The organism is Kitasatospora sp. NPDC093806, assembly GCF_040683335.1.
GTDB lineage: Bacteria > Actinomycetota > Actinomycetes > Streptomycetales > Streptomycetaceae > Kitasatospora.
In genome coordinates this window covers 1-19,143 of sequence record NZ_JBFBDO010000016.1, presented here as the reverse complement: position 1 = coordinate 19,143, position 19,143 = coordinate 1, and the positions used below count along the sequence as shown (strand labels likewise).

Sequence of the window (19,143 nt, the reverse complement as noted above, 5' to 3'; positions counted from 1 at the left end):
GCTTTCTCTGCAGAGAACTCTCTGGAACTTGGGCGGTGGCCGGGGGCGCCTACCCGGAACCGCCCGGCGCGTGCCGGGCCAAGGCCTCGCGGAGGCGGGTCAGCCGCGCGATCTCGGCGTCCAGGGCGGCCAGCCGCCGCTCGATCACCGGGGCGAAGGTGTCCGGGCCGGCCTCGGCGACGGACGCGCAGCCGCGCGGCACGTCACCGACGAGCAGGTCCAGCCGGTGCGCGCGGCCGGCCAGGTCGTCGACGGTGAGCCCGAGCGCCAGCAGCGCCCGGATCACCCGCACCCGGGCCACCTCCGCCGGCCCGTACTCGCGCTGGCCGGCGGAGGTCCGGGCGGGCGGCGGCAGCAGCCCGCGCTGCTCGTAGAAGCGCAGCGCCCTGGGCGTGGTCCCCGCAGCCGCCGCCGCGTCGCCGATCCTCATCCGTCCCCCTGGCTTTGGGTGCGCGTCCGCTACAACTCGACGAGCGTGACGCCGAAGACGTCGCCGTCGAACAGTCGGGACAACGCCTCGGGCGCCCGGTCGATGCCCCGCACCACGGTCCGGGGGACGACCAGCTCGCCGGCCCGCAGCCAGCCGACCAGACGCCGGAGCCACTCCTCCTCCAGGTCCGCGTACCGCTGCCCGCCGATCCCGTGGACGGTGACGTTGCGGGCCAGCAGCCGGAAGGTGTCGACCACCGCCGGTGAACTGGCGCCCCGGCGCGCCGGGTCCAGCTGCCCGGACAGCGCCCCGACCAGCGCGAACCGCGCGCCCGGCCGGGCGGCGTCCACGGCGGCGGTCAGCTGCTCGCCGCCGACCAGGTCGATCAGCACGTCGATCCCGTCCGGCGCGGCCGCGGCGAGCTGCTCGGCGATCGGGCCCGCGCCGCGCACCAGGGCGGCGTCGTAGCCGAGCTCCCCGGTCAGCCGCCGGGCCTTGGCGGGTGAGCCGGCGGTGCCGATCACCCGGGCCGCGCCCAGCAGCCGGGCCAGCTGCCCGGCCACCGTGCCGACCGCGCCCGCCGCGCCGGTGACCAGCACGACGTCCCCGGCCCGCACCCCGGTCGCGCGGGTCAGCGCGCCGTACGCGGCGACCGAGGGGGAGAGCAGGGCCAGCCGGTCCGGCCCCGGGTCGGCCACCCGGGTGAACGCGGCGGCGTCGGCGACCGCGTGGTCCCGCCAGCCGAGCAGGTGGGTGACCAGGTCGCCCGGGCGCAGCGGCCCGTCCTCGGGCGCGGCCAGCACCTCGCCGAGGGCCGGCCCGAACAGCGGCTGGCCCGGTCCGATCGGCGGCAGCGGGGCGTCCGTCAGCTCCGCCAGCTCGCCGCCGATCAGCGAGCGCAGACCGGGGAAGACCAGGAAGGCCAGATTGCGGACCAGCACCTGGCCCGGGCCCGGCGCGGCGAGCGGGGCGTCCAGCACGGTGAAGTGCCCGGGGCCGGGCAGCCCGTCGGGCGCGCTGGCGAGCCGCACCTCGCGGGCGGTGGACGGGAGGGCGGCGGGCGGGACGGAGGACATGGCGGGCGCTCCAGGGGTGCCGGCGCGGCGGCCGGTCCGCCGCGGGGTGCCCGGACGCTAACCCCTGACCCGCGCGTCAGGGGCAAGCCCCGCCGAGCCGCCCGGCTGCCGCGATCGCCTGCCGACCGGCCCGATGATCTTCTAGAGTCACCACCGGGACCACCAGAACCACCTGAAGCATCTGCACCACCTCCACCATCCGTAACACCGGAACCGTCGGAACCGTCGGAACCGCTGGGGACCGTACGACCGAGAGGCGGCACCACCCATGACCGAGCAGCAGACCCCCGCGCCCTTCGAACCCGTCGACGAGGACTGGCAGACCGCCCTCGTGGTCGTCGCCCACCCCGACGACATGGAGTACGGCGGGGCCGCCGCCGTCGCCCGCTGGACCGCCCAGGGCAAGCGGGTCGTCTACGTGATGGTCACCAGCGGCGAGGCCGGGATCGACGGGATGGACCCCGCCGAGTGCGGCCCGCTGCGGGAGGCCGAGCAGATCGCCTCCGCCGCCATCGTCGGCGTCGACACCGTCGAGTTCCTCGGCCACCCCGACGGCGTGATCGAGTACGGGCTGCCGCTGCGCCGCGACATCGCCCGGGCGGTCCGCCGGCACCGCCCGGACATCGTCATCACCAGCAACTTCCGTGACACCTGGGGCGGGTCCTTCCTCAACCAGGCCGACCACATCGCGGTCGGCCGGGCCACCCTGGCCGCGGTGGGGGACGCCGGGAACCGCTGGGTCTTCCGCGAGCTGGTCGAGGAGGGCCACGAGCCGTGGGGCGGCGTCCGGCAGATCTGGGCGGCCTCCTCGCCGGAGTCGACGCACGCGGTCGACACCACCGAGCACTTCGACCGGGGGGTGGCCTCGCTGGAGGCCCACCGGGCGTACCTGGCCGGGCTGGGCGGCGGGATGGCGGACGCGCGCGGCTTCCTGGAGGGCGCGGGCAGCGGCGTCGGCAGCCGGCTGGGGACCAGGTTCGCGGTGGCCTTCGAGGTCTTCCGGCTGCGCTAGGAGCCGACGGCTAGGAATCCCCGGTGCTCCGCTGCCGTCGTCGGCGGCGGAGCAGCTGCCGGGCGGCCAGCAGGACGACCAGCACGCCGAACCCGACCAGCAGCCACAGCTGGTAGCGGACCGCCGTCCGGTAGACGGTGCCGATGTGGGCGCCGGCCAGGTAGCCGAAGCCGGACCAGACGCCCACCCAGAGCGCCGCGCCGAGCAGGTTGAACACCTGGAACCGGGGCCACGGCATCCCGGTGGTCCCGGCGATGATGCCGCTGGTCTGCCGCAGCCCGTCGATGAACCGGGCGACGGTCACCACCTTGCCGCCGTGCCGGGCGAAGAACGCCTCCGCGCGGGCCATCCGCTCCGGGGTGAGCCAGACGTAGCGGCCCCAGCGGTGGACGAAGGCCCGGCCGCCGGTGGCGCCGATCAGGTGACCCAGCGTGTTGCCGACCACCGCCGCCACGAAGGCGATCACCACCACGGCGGCGAAGTTCAGGTGTCCGGTTCCGGCGTAGACGGCGGCCAGCACCAGGATGGTCTGGCCGGGCGCGGGGACGCCGCAGTTGTCGAGCAGCACGAACAGCGCCACCGCCGGGTAGCCGTACTGGTCCAGCAGTGGGGCGAGGGCGGCGAGCGGCCCGGGCAGCGCCGGGTCCGCCTCCGTGAGTGACGGCACGACTCACCGCCCCGGGCCGGGCCGGCCCGGGGCGGTGGCCGCTGGGGTCAGTGGAGCGCCTCGCGGGGTTCGATGTTGCAGTCGGGGCCCGGGTAGACCAGGCCTTCGTGGCCGTCCTCGAAGCGGACCACGTACGGCGGCTGGCCGTCCTGGCCGCGCACCTCGACGATCTCGCCCTTCCGGTCGACCATGCCCACCGCCCGGCTGTGGATGTGGAGCTGGTCGCCTACCGCTGCGTGCATGGTCTTGCTCCTCGGGTGTGCTCGGGTGTGCTCGGGTGCCGCTGGTCGCCGGGGCGGCCGTCCGGCCGTCCACCTGACTCCACTCTGCTGCCGCCCCGCCCGGCCCGCAACGGCGCGCGGCCACCCGGCCGGGCTCCGCGCGAACAGCGTCGCTCAGCGCGACCCGAGCTGTTCGACGAGGTAGCAGCGGACCAGCCGCTTGCACTCGGTGATCATCGCCGGGTCGCCATCCGGGTCGCTGCGGAAGGCGAGCTTCAGCACCGCGTCCGCCGCCTCCAGGGCCACCCGCAGGCCGAGCGTCAGGGCCGCCGGGTCGGCCGTCGCGAACAGTTCGCCGCCGAGCGCCTGGAGCCGCAGCGCGACGGCGGTGTTGTTGTCGACCTCGACGTCCAGCAGGTGCAGGTCGTCCCGGACGCCGCTCGGCGCGGCCGCGCCGGCGAGCCCGAAGTCCACCTGGCCGAAGCCGGGGACGGTCCGCTTCATCGCGACGAACTCCTCCACCGCCAGGTCGGTGAAGCCGGCCGGGCCGAGCGGCGGCCCGCTCCGCAGCCGTTCGTCGAGCCGGTGCAGGTAGCGGTCGAGGTTGCGGGCGGCCAGGGCGGCGAGCAGGTCCTCCTTGCCGGCGAAGAACTGGTACAGCGTGCCGATCGGCACCCGCGCCCGGAGGGCCACCTCCTTGGTGGTGAGCGCGGCGGCCCCGGCCTCGTCGAGCAGCGCGGCGCAGGCGTCCAGGATCCGCTCGTACCGCTCCAGGCTGCGCTGCTGCACCGGGCGGCGCCGCCCCGGGCCGGCCCCGGCGGTCCAGTGACTCCTCGTGTCCGCGCTCATGGGGTCACTGTGCCGCATCGGGCGTTCGCCGGGCCAATCACCAAGATGAGGAAGGCTCATCTTCTCCGGGTGAGGGTACGGCCGGAGGCCGCGTACGGGTGGGGCCCGGCCGGAACGTTCCGGCCGGGCCCCACCCTCCCGTCGGCTACCCGGCGTGCCGCTGCTGCCCGGCGCCGGCCGGGACGAGGGCGTCGGCCGGCTCGGTCGCGTTGCGCAGCAGCTCCAGCGGGAGGTCGCGCCGGCCGTTGATCTGGAGCTTGCGGTAGACCCGGGTGAGGTGCTGCTCGACCGTGCTCGGGGTGATGAACAGCCGCATGCCGATCTCGCGGTTGGTGTAGCCGAGGGCGGCCTGGGCGGCGACCCGGAGTTCGGCGTCGCTGAGGCCGGAGAACCGCTCGTCGGGCGTGTGCAGCGGCGGCTGCTCGGTGACCGCGGCGGGTCGGCCGGGCTCGACGGCCGGTTCGGCGGTGTACTCCAGCAGGCCCGCGCACAGGGCCGGGACCTGGCAGATGTCGGCCTCCTCCTGGGCCAGGTGGGCGGCCCGGCGGGCGCTGCCCAGGTCGCCGACCGCCCGGTAGGCGTGCGAGAGGTCCGCCATCGCCCGGGCGGTCTCCAGGTGATCGCCGGACGCGCGTAGCTGACTGACAGCATCGCGCAGGAGTTGCACCTTGTGCGGCCCCTCGGTGCTCGCCGCCAGGATCCGCAGCGAGACGCCGCGCAGCCGGGTGCCGACCGCTCCGGGGCGGGCGAGCTGCTCGTTCACCAGCTCCCGGGCCTTGTCCTTGTCGCCCAGCCGCAGGTGCACCTGGGCGAGGTCGCCGCGCCAGGGGGTGATCGCCGGGATGTCGATGCCCCACTCGCGGGCCAGGTCGCCGCACTTGCGGAAGTCGCTGAACGCGGCGAGCACCCGGTTGGTCTCCAGGTAGAGCCGGCCCCGGGCGTGCAGGTAGCGCAGGCCGACCACGGTCTCGAACATGGAGCTCGGCGAGGTGTGCTGGAGCACGGTGTCCGCCTCGGCGTGCTCGCCCATCGCGGTCGCCGCCATGACCAGGGTGGAGATCGCGTAGCTGATCAGCAGGCCCCAGCTCTGCGCGGTGGCCTGGTCCAGCGCGGCCCGGGCGTAGGTGCGGGCCAGGGCCGGCTTGCCGCGGCGCAGGGCGAGGTCGGCCCGGATGCCGCTGAGCATCGCCTGCCAGGCGGGGGCCCGGCGGCGGACGGCCTCCGCCATCAGGCTGTCGCACCAGGAGGCGGCGCACTCGACCTCGTCCGCGTAGGCGAGCGAGAGCAGGGTGGTGGCGAGCACGCCGAGCGAGGTCTCGCTCAGCCGGGAGCTGCTGAGCAGGTGCCAGGAGCTCTCGACCAGCTCCTCGCGGTGCCACTCGTGCAGCGCGGTGGACAGTAAGGAGGCGGCGCGGCTCCACGGGTCGCTGTCGGTTCCGGTGCCCGGGGCGGACGGGCCGTCCGGCTGGGCGCCGGTGCCGGCACCGGCGCCGTGGGGCCGGCGCGGGCCGTAGATCCACTGGTAGGTGAGGTCCAGCTCGGCGGTGGTCTGCGGGTCCGGGCGGGAGGAGCCGTCGTGCAGCCAGGTGAGCGCCTTGACGGCCTGCTCGTGGTCGCCCTGCCAGAGCAGGTTGCGGACCACGATCGCGGTGTCGCGCTCGCTCAGCCGGCCGCCGGAGAGCGCGTCCTGCAGCGGGGTCAGCCGGATCGCGGCGGACGGGTTGGTGCGCCAGCGGGCCATCGCCAGTTCGGCGGCGACGGAGATCTGCTGCGGGCCGGGGGCGCAGTGCCGCAGCGCCAGGGCCAGGCACTGGGTGGCGAGCCGGGCGTCGTCCTCGACCACCAGGACGGTCCGGGCGACCTCGCGCAGCAGGCCCACCGCCCAGGGGCCGGGGATGTCGTCGAGGGCGATCAGGTGGTGTGCCACGTCCACCGCGGTGGCGCCGTGCTCGTAGAGCAACTCGGCGGCGCGCGAGTGGAGTTGGGAGGCCTCTTCGGGTGGGAGGTTCTTCAGCACCAGGGCCGCGGCGGCCGGGTGGCGGAAGTGGCCGTCCTCCAGCAGGCCGGCCTCGGCGAGCACCTTGAGGCCGCGGGCGATGCCATCCGGCGGGGAGCCGAGCAGCCGGCCGATCAGGTAGGGCGAGGCGTGCGGGCCGAGGATGGCGACCCCGCGCGCGATGTCGACCAGCCCGAGTTCCCAGCGGTGCAGACAGGTGAGCACGGCCTGTTCGAAGGCCACGCCGACCACCGGGAGGGTGCCGGCCGGTTCGCCGGCGTGGGCGTTGTCCTCGATCAGGGCCCCGACCAGCATCGGGTTGCCGGCGGTCAGCCGGTGGTAGGTGCCGGCCAGCCGGGCGGCGGTGCGCGGGCCGAGGGTCGCGGCGAGGTGGCGGCCGACGCCGTCCTCGGAGAGCGAGTCCAGCACGATCCGCTGGTGCGGCATCCGGGTCAGTTCGACCCGCAGGGCCGCCGGGGTGGTGAAGGAGTCGGTCCACTCGGTGAGCAGCAGCAGGGTGCGGGTGGAACGTATCCGCAGCCGGAGGTAGAGCAGCGCGCGCAGCGAGGCCTGGTCGACGAAGTGCAGGTCCTCGACGGCGAGGACGACCCGGCGGTGTTCGGCCAGCTTGAGCAGGGTGTCACAGGCCTCCTGGATGATCCCGGTCTCCCGGCGCGGGCCGCCGTCCGCGCCGGGACCGGGTTCTCGGGCCGGTTGGTCGGCCACCGCCTCGGCGACTCTGCGCAGGACCTCGGCCGGCAGTGGCGCGTTGTGCACCAGCTGGCTGAACACCCCGAGTCGGACCGAGCGTTCGGAGTACGAACCCGTCGCCGTGAGCAGCAGTGCCTCGGAGTCCTGGACCTGTTCGCAGAACGCGTGCACGAGCTCGGCGGTGCCGCTGGCCAGCGAGCCGCTGACCACGATGGTGCGTCCACGGCGGTTCTTGCTCTCCGAGAAGATCCCCCTCAGGGCGTCCAGTGCCTCGTTCATCTCCACCGGCGCCATTGCGCTGATCCCCCTATTGTCCAACGGCTGCGAGCGATTACCAGGCCGACGCATTTGTTGCAAGGTGATAACCGTGGCCGCCTGGTGGTGTTTCTGCTCAGAGAAACGCCGATGTGGCGACCCTATGCCCCGTGCCCCGTGTTCAAAGTGAAGAAGTCATCAAAGCTTGCATAACAATCCAGACCGCCGGCCGGGCGCACGTCCGGGCGACGCGTTCCGTCGCGCGCGGGGCGCGCGGGGCGGGGTGTCCCGGACGTGAGGCGGACTGTAGAGGATTTTCATACGCTACGGGAGCGTATCGCGGAGGTCGGGGGCCCGATGGGGGAATCTGTCCTAGTTTTCGGCGTTCGGCCACCCGTGCGCCGCTTTTCGGCCATCTGTCGGACCGCCCCGGGCGGGCGCCGGGGGCGGCGAACCCGCCGGTGGGCGCGGGGACGGGGGGTGGGGTGGGTGGCCCCCCTATCGATGGGGCGGGACCCCTGCCGGGCCGGTGCCGACCGGGCACGGCACGGAGCTCCGGGCCCCGGGGCGCGGCGCGGCCGGGGGGTATACGGAATGACTTGTTCCGGTCGTTTGGGCCGCCGTCCCGCCGGGTTCCCTCTTGACACCCCTACTCGGCCGCGCCGCCCGGCCGGAAAGAAAGGGGGGGATCAGGGGGATCGGACTCCTTATCCCGGGCGGGCGGCATGGCGCAGACTTTCGCCGCGGCGGGTTCCGCAGCCGCCCGTGCGGGTACCGAGGTGGGGTTGGGAATGGATGCGCTGAATCGCTTCGAGACAAAGAAAACGTTCCAGTGGACCAGGCTGGAATGGCTGGCCGGGCTCGGTGTCGCCGTTTTCCTGGCCATGACACACCTGGGCGACATTCGCTGGCCGGTGTTCATCGGGCTCTTCCTGATCATCGACCTGGTCGGGTACATCCCGGGGGCGATCGCCTTCCGCCGGTCGCCCGACGGCGAGATCGCCAAGGGCTACTACGTGGCCTACAACGTCATGCACAGCCTGCTGACCTCCGCCGCGATCGCCGGCCTCTGGGCCTGGCTGGTCGAACCGGAGTGGGCGCTGCTGGCGCTGCCGATCCACCTGTTCGGGGACCGCGGCATCTTCGGCAACTCGCTCAAGCCGCTGGACACCTCCTTCGAACCCAAGCCGCACCCGGCCTTCACGGAGTTCGAGGCCGCGTACCGGCAGACGGCCGCGGCGGCCGCGCAGAGCCGGACGACCACCGTGAGGAGCACCGCCGATGCCGTCAGCCACTCCCGTGCTTGAGGACGTCCACAAGATCCTCGAACGGTACGCCGACAACCCGAGCGCCTTCCTGGCCCTGAACGCGCGGACCGAGTACTTCACCGCCGAGGGCATCGACGGCTGCGTCGCCTACCGCACCGCCGGCCGCTACCTGGTCCAGTTCGCCGGTCCGTTCGCCGCCGACCGCGACCGGCCGGCCCTGCTCGCCGCCTTCCGCAAGCACGCCGCCTCCCGGCGCAAGAAGGTCCTCGCCATCCAGCTCCAGGAGTCCGACACCGAGCTCTACGCCACCGGCGGCTTCACGGTGAACCAGATGGGCGCCTCCTACGCGATCGACCTGTCCCGCTTCACCCTGCGCGGCTCCAAGTTCGTCCGGCTGCGCAACAAGATCTCCAAGGCCGGCCGGAGCGGACTCGTCGTCACCGAGGACGACCCGCTCGCCGTCGACGCCGAGCTCACCGAACTCGACCGGGACTGGCTGCGCGGCAAGGGCCGCTTCGCCAAGGAGCTCACCTTCATGGTCGGCGAGCGCACCGGCGAGGTCGCCCCGCTGCGCCGCCTGTTCGTCGGACGGATCGACGGCGCGGTCATCGGCTACATCTCCTACTCGCCGGTCTACGGCACCCGGCCCGGCTGGCTGCACGACCTCACCCGCCGCCGGCGGGAGGCCCCGCCCGGGGTGATGGAGGCGATCAACTCGCACGCCATCACCGCGCTCAGCGAGGACGGCGCCGGCTGGCTGCACCTCGGCTTCACCCCGTTCACCGCCCTCGACCCGGCCCACGAACCGCCCGGCGCCAGCCCGATGGTGGCCCGGATCGTCCGCTTCCTGGCCGAGCACGGCGAGAAGGTCTACCCCTCGGCGACCCAGGTCGCCTACAAGGAGAAGTGGGACCCGCACGCCGTCCTGCCCGAGTACCTGGCCTTCGAGGGCCGGCCGAGCCTCGGCGCGATCCTGCGCCTGATGCACCTCGCCAACGCGATCTAGCGGCCGCCACACCACCGGACCGCGGGACCGCCGTACCGCCGCCGCACCGCCGACCCGCCGCCGCGCCACCACCGCGGACGGCGATCGTCACAGCACAGCACCCGAACGCACCGAGAGGTTGAGCACACATGGGATTCCTGGACCGGGAGCGGGCCGCCCTGGAGGCACTGCTGCCAGGGCTCGACGCCGAGCTGGCCGGCCTGCCGCTGGGCGAGCTGGAGAACGCCGACAGCCCCGGGATCAAACTGTTCCGGGAGTCCGGCGGCGCCGGCCTGCTCGTCCCCACCCAGCACGGCGGCAAGGGCGCCGACGCGCTCACCGCCTGCCGGGTGCAGCGGGCGATCGGCTCCCGCTCGCCCTCGCTCGCCGTCGCCACCACCATGCACCACTTCTCGCTGGCCAGCCTGGTCGTGCTGAGCGAGACCGGCAACGGCTTCGAGTGGATGCTGCTCTCCGGCATCGTCGACAGCAAGCTGCTGCTCGCCTCCGGCTTCGCCGAGGGACGGCCCGGCAGCAGCATCCTCCAGCCCAGCATGACCGCCCGGGTCACCGAGCAGGGCCTGGTGGTCAACGGCGCCAAGCGGCCGTGCAGCCTGGCCCGCTCGATGGACCTGCTCACCGCCAGCGTGATGGTCCCGCGCACCGACGGCACCGGCGAGCAGCTCGCCGTCGTCCTGATCCCGGCCACCGACCCGGGCCTGAGCGTCGCGCCGTTCTGGGGCTCCTTCGCCCTGGCCGGCGCCGAGAGCGACCAGGTCACCGTCGTCGACGCGGTCGTCCCCGAGGACCTGGTGGTGCGCACCGACGTGCCCGAGGGCGAGGTGCTGGACGACATCCAGACCACCGGCTTCGTCTGGTTCGAACTGCTCATGACCGCCAGCTACCTGGGCGCCGCCAGCGCCCTGGTCGAGCGCGTGCTGGCCAGCGGGAAGGTGCCCGCCAACGAGCGGATCCGGCTGGTCACCGAGCTGGAGGCGGCGATGGCCGCGGTCGAGAACGTCGCCCGGCAGACCGGCGCCGAGCGCTGCGCGCCGGACCTGCTGGTCGACTCGCTGCACGTGCGCTACGCCGCGCAGGACGCCATCGCCCGGGTCGTGCCGCGCGCCGTCGAACTGCTCGGCGGCCTGAACTTCATGAGCTCCGGCGACGTCGGCTACCTCGCCGCCGCCGTCAACGGGCTCGGGCTCCACCCGCCGGCCCGCGGCCGGATGGCGGACCCGCTGATCGCCCACCTCGCCGGCGGGGCGCTGGAGATCCTCTAGGCCCGTCGAGGACGGGGCGCCGGACAAGGCCCGCGGGCGCCGGACGACGTCCGAGGGTGCTGGAAATCCCCGCTGGGGGACGGGAAAACGACGCAAGAGGACGGGAACATGAGCAAGCCGACCATGCTGCTGACCGGTGCGACGGGGGTGCTGGGCCGGGCCTTCATCGAGGAGCTGGCCGCGGACCACCACCTGATCGCGCTGCGGCACCGCACCGCCGTCGACGACCCCCGGGTCGAGGAACTGGCGGGATCACTGACCGACGAGCACCTGGGCCTCGGCGCCCAGGGCTTCCGCGACCTGGCCCGCCGCACCGACGTGGTGCTGCACTCCGCCGCCCGCACCGGCTGGGCCTCCACCCGCGAGCAGCTGTTCGCGGCGAACGTCACCGGCACCGAGCACATGCTGGCCCTGGCCCGGCAGGCCGACGTGCCGTTCCACTTCGTCAGCACCGCCTTCGTCGCCCGCCCGCAGAGCGAGGAGAAGCGCGAGATCGGCCCGGCCGCGTACGTGGACTCCAAGGTCGCCGCCGAGCAGGTGGTCCGCGACAGCGGGCAGCCGGTCGTGATCGTCCGCCCGTCGGTGGTCAGCGGCCACTCCAAGACCGGCGAGATCTCCAGCTTCCAGGGCCTGCACAAGGTCATCTCCTCGGTGATCCTGGGCACCGTCCCGGTCCTGCCGGCCGGCCCCGAGTCGCCGATCGACACCGTCCCGCAGGACGTGGTGGCCGAGGCCGTCGGCCGGCTGGTCCGCCGCGGCACCACCAGCGGCGAGTTCTGGCTCACCGCCGGCCGGCAGTCGCTGACCCTCGGCGAGTGCGTCGAGCAGGCCCTGCTCGCCGCCGAGCGCTACGGCATGCCGCCCGAGCACCCGCCGCGCCTGATGCCCACCGAGGCGCTGGACCGGCTGATCCTGCCGCTGATGGAGGACTCCATGCCGCGCGTGCTGCGCCAGCAGTTCCGCGGCTTCGTCGAGCTGATGATGCTCTTCCAGGTCGCCTCCACCATGGAGTCCTCCTTCGCCGAGCTGGGGATGGCCGACGCGGTCAGCCACGACCGGCTGGTGGAGGCCTTCGCCCGGGCCTCGGACTTCTGGATCACCAGCAAGATGCCGGAGCGGGAGGCCGTCGCGTGACCACCGACGACGTCCTGACCACCGACGACGTTCTCGCCCCGGACGTGGACCCGGAGCTGACCGGGCTGCGCTACGAACGGCACTTCGGCGCCGGCAAGGCCTCGCTGGCCCGGATGCTCGGCACCGTCGTCGAGGTGCACTCCGAGGGCGCCTGGATCACCGCCGCCGACGGCAAGCGCTACCTGGACTTCGGCGGGTACGGGGTGTTCATCCTCGGCCACCGCCACCCGCGGGTGGTCGAGGCGGTCCGGCGCCAGCTGGACCGGCACCCGCTCGGCACCCGGGTCTTCCTGGAGCCGGTCGCCGCCGAGGCCGCCGAGGCGCTGGCCGGCGTCGCCCCCGGCGACCTGGACTTCGTGCACTTCGTCAACTCCGGCGCCGAGGCCACCGAGGCCGGCCTCAAGCTGGCCCGCGCGCACGGCCGGACCGCCCTGGTGACCACCGAGCGCGGCTTCCACGGCAAGACCATGGGCGCGCTCAGCGTCACCGCCAACCGGCAGTACCAGCAGCCCTTCGAACCGCTGCTGCCGGACACCTGCCAGGTCCCCTACGGCGACGCGGCCGCGATGCGCGCGGCGCTGGCCGAGCGGGTCGGCCGGGCCTGCGTGATCGTCGAGCCGGTGCAGGGCGAGGGCGGCGTCCGGATCCCCCCGCCCGGCTACCTGAAGGACGTCGCCGACGCCTGCCGGGAGTTCGGCGCGCTGCTGATCGTCGACGAGATCCAGACCGGCCTCGGCCGGCTCGGCACCTGGTGGGGCTGCGACGCCGAGGGCGTCGTCCCGGACATCCTGCTGGTCGGCAAGGGCCTGTCCGGCGGCGTGGTGCCGGCGGCCGCGATGCTCGCCCGGCCCGACGTCTACCGCCCGTTCGGCCGTGACCCGATCCTGCACACCTCCACCTTCGGCGCCTCGCCGCTGGCCACCGCGGCGGCCCTCGCGGCCGTGCGGACCATCCGCGACGAGAAGATCGTCGAACGGGCGGCCGAGCTCGGCGAGCGGCTGCTCGCCGACATCCGCCGGATCGTCGCCGAGCGCGCCCCGCGGCTCGTCCGGGAGGTGCGCGGCCGCGGCCTGCTGATCGCCGTCCAGCCCGCCGAACAGCGCTTCGTCGGTGAGCTGCTGCTGGAGCTGATGGACCGCGGCATCCTGCTCAACCACTCGCTGAACGCCTCCGAGGTCCTGCGCTTCACCCCGCCGGCGATCCTCACCGAGGACGAGATCCAGCTCTTCCTGACCGTGCTCGACGAGGCGCTCGCGGCCGTCGCCGCCCGCGTCTGACCGAGCCCGGCCGCACCGCCCCACCGTCTCCCACCGACCCACCAGATTCTCCGAAAGGGGATCACCATGCCCAGCGTGAGCATCCACGTCCTCTCCCCGGCCGTCGCGCCCGCCGAGGCGTACCGCCGGATCAGCGACTTCGCCCGCTACCCCGAACTGACCCGCACCGTGGAGAGCGTCGTCGTGCTGCCGCCGGCCGCCGACGGCACCGTGCTGTCCGAGTGGACCGTGCACTTCCGCAACGGCCTGCTCAAGTGGTCCGAGCGGGACAGCTTCCACCCGGAGCAGCTGGCCATCTCCTTCGAGCAGGTCACCGGCGACTTCGCCGAGTTCAGCGGCGACTGGCTGATCGAGGCCGACGGCGAGGGCACCCTGGTCCGCTTCCTCGCCGACTTCGACCTCGGCATCCCGACCCTCGCCGCGATCCTCGACCCGGTCGCCGAGGCGGCCCTGCGCACCAACATCGTCACCATCCTGGAGGGCCTGCTCGGCGACGCGCAGGAGATCGTGGTCGAGCCCGAGACCGCCGACTCCGCGCGGTCATGACGGCTCAGCGGGCCACCACCGCGTTCGCCGTCCGCGGCGCCGGGGACCGCAGCCCGGAGACCTGCCTGGGCCTGTACCAGCAGCTCGCCGGGGCCGTCACCCTGGTCACCACCTGCGGCCCGGACGGCGAACCGCTCGGGCTCACCGCCTCGGCCGTCACCACCGTGTCGCTGCGGCCGCCGATGGTGCTCGCCTGCCTCTCCACCGGCTCGGCGACCCTGGCCGCGCTCCGCAGCCGGCGGGCCTTCGCCGTCCACCTGCTGCGGGCCGGTCAGGCCGCACTGGCCACCGTCTTCGCGGGCAGCGGCGGGTCGGCCAAGTTCACCGGGGTGGAGTTCCAGTGGGAGCTCGGCGTCCCCGTGCTCGGCGGCACCCTCGGCCGGGCCGTCTGCACCCTGGCCGACGAGCGCGTCTACGGGGACCACAGCCTGGTGGTGGGGCACGTGGTCTCCGTCCGGACGGCCACCGCCGAGGAACGGGACGGGGACGGGCCGCTGCTCTGGCACGACCGCCGGTTCCGGACGCTGGCGGCGGAACTGTGACGCCCGGATCGGCGCCGGACGGCCCGGTGCGGGACGGGGCAGTGCGGGGCGGCACGGTCCGGGACGGGGCGCCGCCGGTCGAGGAGCCGCCCTGGCGGCCCGTACCGCTCGCGGCGGCGCCCCCCGTCCGGGGCCGGATCACCGCCGACGTGGCGATCGTCGGCGCCGGCCTCACGGGCCTCGCCACCGCCCACCACCTGCTCCGCCGGGACCCCGGCCTGGACGTCGTCCTGCTCGACGCCGCCGGGCCGGCCGCCGGCGCGAGCGGGCGCGGCACCGGCCTGGTCGGCCCCCGGATCGGCCCCGCCATCGACCGCGCCCGCAAGCGCTTCGGCGACGAGACCGCCCGCGCCTGCTACCTCGCCAGCGAGGACTGGGTCCGCCAGACCGTCGAACTGGCCGAGGAGCTGGGTGCCGACTGCGGCCTCACCACCGACGGACAGCTGATCGTCGCCACCACCGGCCCGGCCGAGGAACGGCTCGCCGCCCAGGCCGAGGCCTACCGCCAACTCGGCCTCGCCGTCGAACCGGTGGACCGGCCCGGCCGGTTCCGCGCCGCGCTGCGCCACCCGGTTGCCGCCACCCTCGACCCGGCCGCCCTGACCACCGCCCTCGCCGCCGACCTGGCCCGGCGCGGCCTGCGCCGCTTCGACCACAGCCCGGTCCGCACCCTCGGCGGCGGCGAACTCGACTGCCCCGACGGCACGGTACGGGCCCGGCACACGGTGATCGCGGTCAACGGCTTCACCCGCTCGCTGCGGCTGCCGGTCGGCACCGTCGCACCGCTGCAACTGCACGCCGTCGCCACCGCCCCGCTGACCGCCGCCGACCGCGCGCTGATCGGCCCCGAAGCGGTGATCGACGCGACCACCCTCGCCCCCTACTACCGGCTCACCCCCGACGGACGGCTCGTCATGGGCGGCGGCCCCGTCCGCATCCCGCCCACCACCGACCCCGCCGCCCACCGGCGCGGCTGGGACTGGCTCGCCCGGCGGCTGCCGGTACCGGCCGCCGTCACCCACCGGTGGACCGGCCAGGTCGGCATGACCGGCGACGACCTGCCCGTGGTCGGACGGATCGACGAGCACACCTGGTACGCGGGCGGCTGCTGCGGCCACGGCCTGGCCCTCGCCACCGCCACCGGCCGCCACCTCGCCGAGGCCCTCACCGGCGAGGCGCCGCCCCCGCTGCCCTGGCACCGCGAGCGGGCCCCCTGGCTGCCCGTGACCGGCCCGGCCGCCCCGCTGCTGCGGGGCTATCTGCGGTTTCTGGCCCACCAGGCCGGCCGTACGCGGTAAGCATTCCGGGGGCGGACGCCGCGCGCCACCTCCGAACCACCAGAGAAAGGACGGGACATGCTCGTCAGACACCTCAACTTCGGTACCTACCGGCCGCCCTCGCGTCGACTGGTCAACGGTGAGGGGAGCTACTTCCAGGCCGCCCACATGCTCTGCCACTGCCTGCTGGTGGAGACCGAGGGCGGCCTGGTGCTGGTCGACACCGGCTTCGGCACCCGCGACATCGCCGACCCGGTCGGCCGGCTCGGCCGCGCCTTCCTGCTGCGCTCGCGCCCCGTCCTGCGGCCCGAGGAGACGGCCGTCCAGCAGCTGCGGGAGCTCGGCTACGACCCCCGGGACGTCCGGCACATCGTCCTCACCCACCTCGACCGGGACCACACCGGCGGGCTCGCCGACTTCCCCGACGCCCGGGTGCACGTCTACGGCCCCGAGTACCGGGCCGCCATGAACCCGCCCAGCAAGCTGGAGCGCGGCCGCTACCGGCAGAGCCAGTGGGCCCACGGCCCGAACTGGGAGATCCACGAACTCACCGAGGGCGAGCGCTGGTTCGGCTTCGAGTCGGTCCGCGAGCTGCCCGGACTGCCGCCGGAGATCCTGCTGATCCCGCTGCCCGGCCACACCCGCGGCCACGTCGGCGTCGCCGTCGAGACCGGCGACCGCCCGCTGCTGCACGCCGGGGACGCCTACATGTTCCACGGCGAGATCGCCGACCAGCCCTGGTGCACGCCCGGCCTCAACGCCTTCCAGCGCAAGGTCGAGACCGTGCCCGACCGGCTGCCCAACGTCGCCCGGCTGCGCGAACTGCGCCGCGGCGGCGGGGCCGACGTGTTCAGCGCCCACGACACCACCGAGTACCGGGCCCGGGCGCAGGGAATGGCGCAGGGGACAGCACAGGGGACGGCGCAGGGGACGGCCCAGGACGGGCTGCGGGAAGGACGGACGCGCAATGGCTGAGACCACCGCGGGAAGCGACCGGACGACGGCCGGCGGGGAGACCGGGACGGCACCGGTCTCCCCGCTGCTGCTCATCGCCCTGTTCAGCGGGCTCTTCCTGGTCTTCCTCGACACCACCGTGGTCAACGTCGCGCTGCCCGACCTGCGGGACAAGCTCGGCGCCGACGTCAGCGGACTCCAGTGGGTCGTCGACTCCTACCTGCTCACCTTCTCCTGCCTGCTGCTCGGCGCCGGCGCGCTCGCCGACCGGATCGGCGCCAAGCGGCTGTTCGTCGGAGCGCTCCTCGGCTTCACCCTCACCTCCGCCTGGTGCGCGGTCTCCGGCTCCGTCGGCATGCTGCTGGCCGCCCGCGCCGCCCAGGGCGTCACCGGCGCGGCGCTGATGCCCGTCTCCATGGTGATCATCACCCAGCTGTTCGCCGACCCGGCCGCCCGCGCCCGGATGGTCGGCATCCAGTCCGCCGTGGCCGGCCTCGCCCTCACCGCCGGACCGCTGGTCGGCGGCGTGCTGGTCGAACAGTACGGCTGGCAGAGCGTGTTCTGGGTGAACATCCCGGTCGGCCTGGCCGCGGTCGCCGTCCTCGCCAAGCTGCTGCCGCGCGCCCGCCCCGACGCCGGACAGGCCGTCGACGTGCTCGGCCAGCTGCTCTTCGTGGCCGGCATCGGGCTGCTCACCTACGCCCTGATCGAGGGCAACTCGGCAGGCTGGGGCTCGGCCCGGATCGTCGGCTGCTTCGCCGGCGCGGCCGTGACGCTGATCGCCTTCGGCGTCTGGGAGGCCCGGCGACGCAGCCCCATGCTGCCGCTCGCCTTCTTCCGGCACCCGCACGTGACCGCCGGCGCGATCATCAACTTCACCGTCTTCGGCGCCATGTTCGGCGCCGTCTTCCTGCTCATGCTCACCCTGCAGGAGGTGAACGGGCTCAGCCCGGTCCAGGCCGGCCTGCGTACCGTGGTCATGACGGCGATGGTCACCGTCGCCTCGATCGTCGGCGTCGTCGTCGCCGAACGCGTCGGCGTCCGGCTCACCGCCCTCGCCGGGGCGCTCGCCATGGGCGGCGGACTGCTCGGCCTGCGGCTGGTCCACTACCAGGACGGCTTCGGCAGCTACTGGTGGCAGTTCATGCTGCTCGGCCTCGGCGCCGGCCTGGCCGGCCCGCCGGTCACCGCGGCACTGCTGCGCGCCGTCCCCGAGGAGCGGGCCGGCACCGGCTCCGGCGTCGGCTACACCGCCCGCCAGGTCGGCTCGGTGTTCGGCGTCGCCGTCTCCGGCACCCTCGTCTCGCACCACCTCGCCAGTTCGGCGCGCACCGCCCTGGCCGGCCTGCCGCTGCCCCCCGAAGCGGTCGACCGGATCGCCGCCGGGGACTTCTCGGACGCGGCCAAGCTACCGGAGCGGATCCGCCCGCAGGTCGTCACCGAGATCGGCACGGCCTTCGTCGACGGCACCCACATCGCCTACGCGGCCGGGGCGGGCGCCTGCGCGGTGGCGGCCATCGCCGCCGTCCTGCTGCTGAAGGGCGGCCGGACGGCGGACTGAGCGACGGCTGGTGAAGCGGTGAGCGGTGTGGGCCGGGTGCGGGAGAGGCACCCGGCCCACACGTCTGTCCGAACGACGATCAACGGTCCGTCGTTCCGGACACCCGGCCGGTCAGCCGGGTGGGCTGACCGGCCGGGTGTCCGGCCGTCCCTCAGATCCCCAGCTCCTCGATGAAGCTGAACATCTCGTCGTCGGACGCGGCCGCGATCTGGTCCGCCACCTCCGCCCCGCCCAGCGACGCGCCCTCCGCCGCGTCCAGCGAGGCGAGCAGCTCACGCAGCCGCGAGCCCAGCCGGCTGCGCACGACGGCGTCCAGGCCCTCCCGGGTGATCGACTGCTGGATCCGGTCGAGATCGGCGAACAGTCGCAGGTCCGCCGCGGCGTCGTCCGCGCCCTCCCCGAACTGCCCCGCCAGGTAACCGGCCAGCGCCGCCGCCGTCGGGTAGTCGAAGACCAGCGTCGCGGGCAGTCGCAGCCCGGTCGTGGCACCCAGCTGGTTGCGGAACTCCAGCGCGGTCAGCGAGTCGAAGCCGAACTCCTGGAACGGCTTCTCCGGGCTGATCTCCCCGGCCGCCGCGTACCCCAGGATCGTCGCCACCTGCTCCCGGACCAGCAGCAGCAGTCGCTCCTGCCGCTCCGCCGCCGACAGCCCGGCCAGCCGCGCCTCCAGACCGGCGGAGGAACGGGCCGGCCGCACCCCGGCCGCCCGGCGGGCGGGTGCGGGGCGCAGGGCGCGCAGGACGGCGGGGAGTTCGTCGGTGCGGTTGCGCAGGGCGGCCGGGTCGATGCGCAACGGGACGAGGACGGGGTGGGCGGTGGTGAGGGCGGTGTCGAGGGCGGCCAGGCCCTGGGCCTCGGTGAGCGGCGGCAGGCCCTGGCGGCGCATCCGCTCCAGGTCCGACTCCTGCAGCCACTCGCTCAGCCCGGTCCGGGTCTCCCAAAGGCCGTAGACCAGCGCGGTGGCGGGCAGGCCCTCGGCGTGGCGGTGGGTGGCGAGGGTGTCCAGGAAGGCGTTGGCGGTGGCGTAGTTGGCCTGTCCGGCGGCGAGGACCATGCCGCCGGCGGAGGAGAAGAGGACGAAGGCGGTGAGGGGGAGGTC

The 19,143-nt window shown here is 74.3% G+C and carries 18 protein-coding genes; 11 read left to right on the top strand and 7 right to left on the bottom strand.

The genetic code is table 11. From position 1 onward, the window contains the following. Positions 1 to 49 precede the first annotated feature (49 nt). Both AB0N76_RS11520 and AB0N76_RS11515 read right to left on the bottom strand, forming a co-directional pair. On the bottom strand, positions 50 to 430 hold the full coding sequence (locus AB0N76_RS11520) for a MerR family transcriptional regulator (RefSeq protein WP_363555715.1): 381 nt from the start codon (positions 428 to 430) through the stop codon (positions 50 to 52). Between the two features lie 29 nt (positions 431 to 459). After that, positions 460 to 1,506 carry an NADP-dependent oxidoreductase gene (locus AB0N76_RS11515; RefSeq protein WP_363555713.1) on the bottom strand — a complete coding sequence of 349 codons (1,047 nt, stop codon included), beginning with the start codon at positions 1,504 to 1,506 and terminating at the stop codon, positions 460 to 462. Positions 1,507 to 1,774: 268 nt separating this feature from the next. Between AB0N76_RS11515 and AB0N76_RS11510 the strand changes: the two genes are divergently transcribed. Beyond that, positions 1,775 to 2,518 carry a PIG-L deacetylase family protein gene (locus AB0N76_RS11510; protein ID WP_363555711.1) on the top strand — a complete coding sequence of 248 codons (744 nt, stop codon included), beginning with the start codon at positions 1,775 to 1,777 and terminating at the stop codon, positions 2,516 to 2,518. 10 nt (positions 2,519 to 2,528) lie between these two features. On the opposite strand, the gene AB0N76_RS11505 is transcribed toward AB0N76_RS11510, so the two are convergent. The 4 genes from AB0N76_RS11505 to AB0N76_RS11490 all read right to left on the bottom strand — a co-directional run bounded on the left by AB0N76_RS11505 (position 2,529) and on the right by AB0N76_RS11490 (position 7,256). Beyond that, positions 2,529 to 3,185, bottom strand: coding sequence for a DedA family protein (locus tag AB0N76_RS11505; protein WP_363555709.1), 657 nt, complete (start codon positions 3,183 to 3,185; stop codon positions 2,529 to 2,531). A 47-nt stretch (positions 3,186 to 3,232) separates the two neighbouring features. Further along, entirely contained in the window at positions 3,233 to 3,427 is a 195-nt protein-coding gene (locus AB0N76_RS11500) for a DUF1918 domain-containing protein (protein ID WP_363555707.1), read from the bottom strand. Between the two features lie 153 nt (positions 3,428 to 3,580). Continuing rightward, on the bottom strand, positions 3,581 to 4,255 hold the full coding sequence (locus AB0N76_RS11495) for a TetR/AcrR family transcriptional regulator (protein ID WP_363555705.1): 675 nt from the start codon (positions 4,253 to 4,255) through the stop codon (positions 3,581 to 3,583). Between the two features lie 145 nt (positions 4,256 to 4,400). Continuing rightward, positions 4,401 to 7,256, bottom strand: a complete 2,856-nt coding sequence (locus AB0N76_RS11490; RefSeq protein WP_363555703.1) for a LuxR C-terminal-related transcriptional regulator — start codon at positions 7,254 to 7,256, stop codon at positions 4,401 to 4,403. 752 nt (positions 7,257 to 8,008) lie between these two features. Here AB0N76_RS11490 and AB0N76_RS11485 point away from each other — a divergent pair. From AB0N76_RS11485 to AB0N76_RS11440, 10 genes are all read left to right on the top strand, one after another. Next, positions 8,009 to 8,524, top strand: a complete 516-nt coding sequence (locus AB0N76_RS11485) for a hypothetical protein (RefSeq protein ID WP_363555701.1) — start codon at positions 8,009 to 8,011, stop codon at positions 8,522 to 8,524. Continuing rightward, positions 8,499 to 9,491 (top strand): DUF2156 domain-containing protein, encoded by a 993-nt coding sequence (locus tag AB0N76_RS11480; protein ID WP_363555699.1) that lies wholly within the window; start codon positions 8,499 to 8,501, stop codon positions 9,489 to 9,491. Before AB0N76_RS11485 ends, AB0N76_RS11480 begins: the two co-directional genes overlap by 26 nt. Positions 9,492 to 9,619: 128 nt before the next feature. Then, the gene (locus AB0N76_RS11475) at positions 9,620 to 10,753 is read left to right on the top strand and encodes an acyl-CoA dehydrogenase family protein (protein WP_363555697.1); all 1,134 of its coding nucleotides are present in this window, start codon (positions 9,620 to 9,622) and stop codon (positions 10,751 to 10,753) included. 108 nt (positions 10,754 to 10,861) lie between these two features. Further along, on the top strand, positions 10,862 to 11,887 hold the full coding sequence (locus AB0N76_RS11470; protein ID WP_363555695.1) for an SDR family oxidoreductase: 1,026 nt from the start codon (positions 10,862 to 10,864) through the stop codon (positions 11,885 to 11,887). Further along, positions 11,884 to 13,164 carry an aspartate aminotransferase family protein gene (locus AB0N76_RS11465; RefSeq protein WP_363555693.1) on the top strand — a complete coding sequence of 427 codons (1,281 nt, stop codon included), beginning with the start codon at positions 11,884 to 11,886 and terminating at the stop codon, positions 13,162 to 13,164. The genes AB0N76_RS11470 and AB0N76_RS11465 overlap by 4 nt, the downstream gene beginning before the upstream one ends. A 66-nt stretch (positions 13,165 to 13,230) precedes the next feature. After that, complete coding sequence (locus AB0N76_RS11460) at positions 13,231 to 13,710, top strand: aromatase/cyclase (protein ID WP_363555691.1); 480 nt, start codon at positions 13,231 to 13,233, stop codon at positions 13,708 to 13,710. Beyond that, on the top strand, positions 13,707 to 14,252 hold the full coding sequence (locus tag AB0N76_RS11455) for a flavin reductase family protein (RefSeq protein WP_363555689.1): 546 nt from the start codon (positions 13,707 to 13,709) through the stop codon (positions 14,250 to 14,252). The genes AB0N76_RS11460 and AB0N76_RS11455 overlap by 4 nt, the downstream gene beginning before the upstream one ends. Before the next feature lie 41 nt (positions 14,253 to 14,293). Further along, positions 14,294 to 15,550, top strand: a complete 1,257-nt coding sequence (locus AB0N76_RS11450; protein WP_363555687.1) for an FAD-dependent oxidoreductase — start codon at positions 14,294 to 14,296, stop codon at positions 15,548 to 15,550. Positions 15,551 to 15,607: 57 nt separating this feature from the next. Continuing rightward, entirely contained in the window at positions 15,608 to 16,504 is an 897-nt protein-coding gene (locus AB0N76_RS11445; RefSeq protein ID WP_363555685.1) for an MBL fold metallo-hydrolase, read from the top strand. Next, complete coding sequence (locus tag AB0N76_RS11440) at positions 16,497 to 18,044, top strand: DHA2 family efflux MFS transporter permease subunit (RefSeq protein WP_363555683.1); 1,548 nt, start codon at positions 16,497 to 16,499, stop codon at positions 18,042 to 18,044. Before AB0N76_RS11445 ends, AB0N76_RS11440 begins: the two co-directional genes overlap by 8 nt. A gap of 151 nt (positions 18,045 to 18,195) precedes the next feature. Here AB0N76_RS11440 and AB0N76_RS11435 read toward each other — a convergent pair. After that, the coding region (locus tag AB0N76_RS11435; RefSeq protein WP_363555681.1) for a phosphopantetheine-binding protein at positions 18,196 to 19,143 on the bottom strand (948 nt) is incomplete at its 5' end.